The sequence below is a fragment of the Methylobacterium sp. WL19 genome (assembly GCF_008040005.1).
GTDB classification, from domain to species: Bacteria; Pseudomonadota; Alphaproteobacteria; order Rhizobiales; family Beijerinckiaceae; genus Methylobacterium; species Methylobacterium bullatum.
In genome coordinates this window covers 1-710 of sequence record NZ_VRVC01000296.1, presented here as the reverse complement: position 1 = coordinate 710, position 710 = coordinate 1, and the positions used below count along the sequence as shown (strand labels likewise).

1 protein-coding gene is annotated in these 710 nt (G+C 75.8%); it reads left to right on the top strand.

Annotated features, from left to right (window positions below; all coding sequences use genetic code 11):
- Positions 1 to 154: 154 nt before the first annotated feature.
- Positions 155 to 679 (top strand): hypothetical protein, encoded by a 525-nt coding sequence (locus tag FV220_RS25185; protein ID WP_147833593.1) that lies wholly within the window; start codon positions 155 to 157, stop codon positions 677 to 679.
- The last annotated feature ends 31 nt before the right edge of the window (positions 680 to 710 follow it).

Below are 710 nucleotides of genomic sequence, written 5' to 3'. Positions count from 1 at the left end.
CACGCCCTCGGTGCGGGCCGCGCCGCCCCAGCGGAGCACCGCGCCCGTGAGTGCCTGGGCGCGCCTCAAGACCTCGCTCCGGGCGCTGTTCGGCGCACGCGCCTGAGCCCGGAGCACCCGGTTCTCCCTCCCCTGCCGCATCCCGGAGATCGCCATGAGACCCTCGCCCCTCGTCCTTGCCGGCCTTGCCGCCCTCCTCTCCTCCTGCGCCGCCTCGCCCTGCATGGCGTCGCCCACGGATGCCACCGTCCTCCTGCCCTGGGGCGACGGCGCGATCGCGCTGGCCCACCTGATCACCGCCTTCCTGGTGCCGCTCGCGATCACCGCGGCGACCGCCGCAGTGGCGCGGATCGCCGGCCCGTTGCAGGTCCTGATCACGACCTCCCTCGTGGAGCGCCTCGTGCGCAACGTCGGCGATTACGCGATCAATGCCGTGGCCGGCGCGGTGCGCGGGCGGACCTTGTCGGTGCCGGTGGGCTCGGCGGTTATCGCGCAGGCGGTCCAGCGGGCGCTCGACCAGGCGCCGGCCTGGCTGGTGACGGCGTCGGGCGGGGCGGAGGGCCTCGCCGAAAAGGTCTTCCGCAGCCTGCCCCTCGACGAGGAGGCCACGACCGGCAACACCCTGCCCCCCGCCCTCGACACCCTGCGAGCGGGCCGGGACCGGCCATCGCCGACCTGAGCCGCGTTCCGCGGGCAGCGCCGCCCTGCCC

Bases quoted from the DNA above. Each gene is read 5' to 3' on its own strand.
- FV220_RS25185 (WP_147833593.1), top strand. From the start codon at position 155: ATGAGACCCTCGCCCCTCGTCCTTGCCGGCCTTGCCGCCCTCCTCTCC.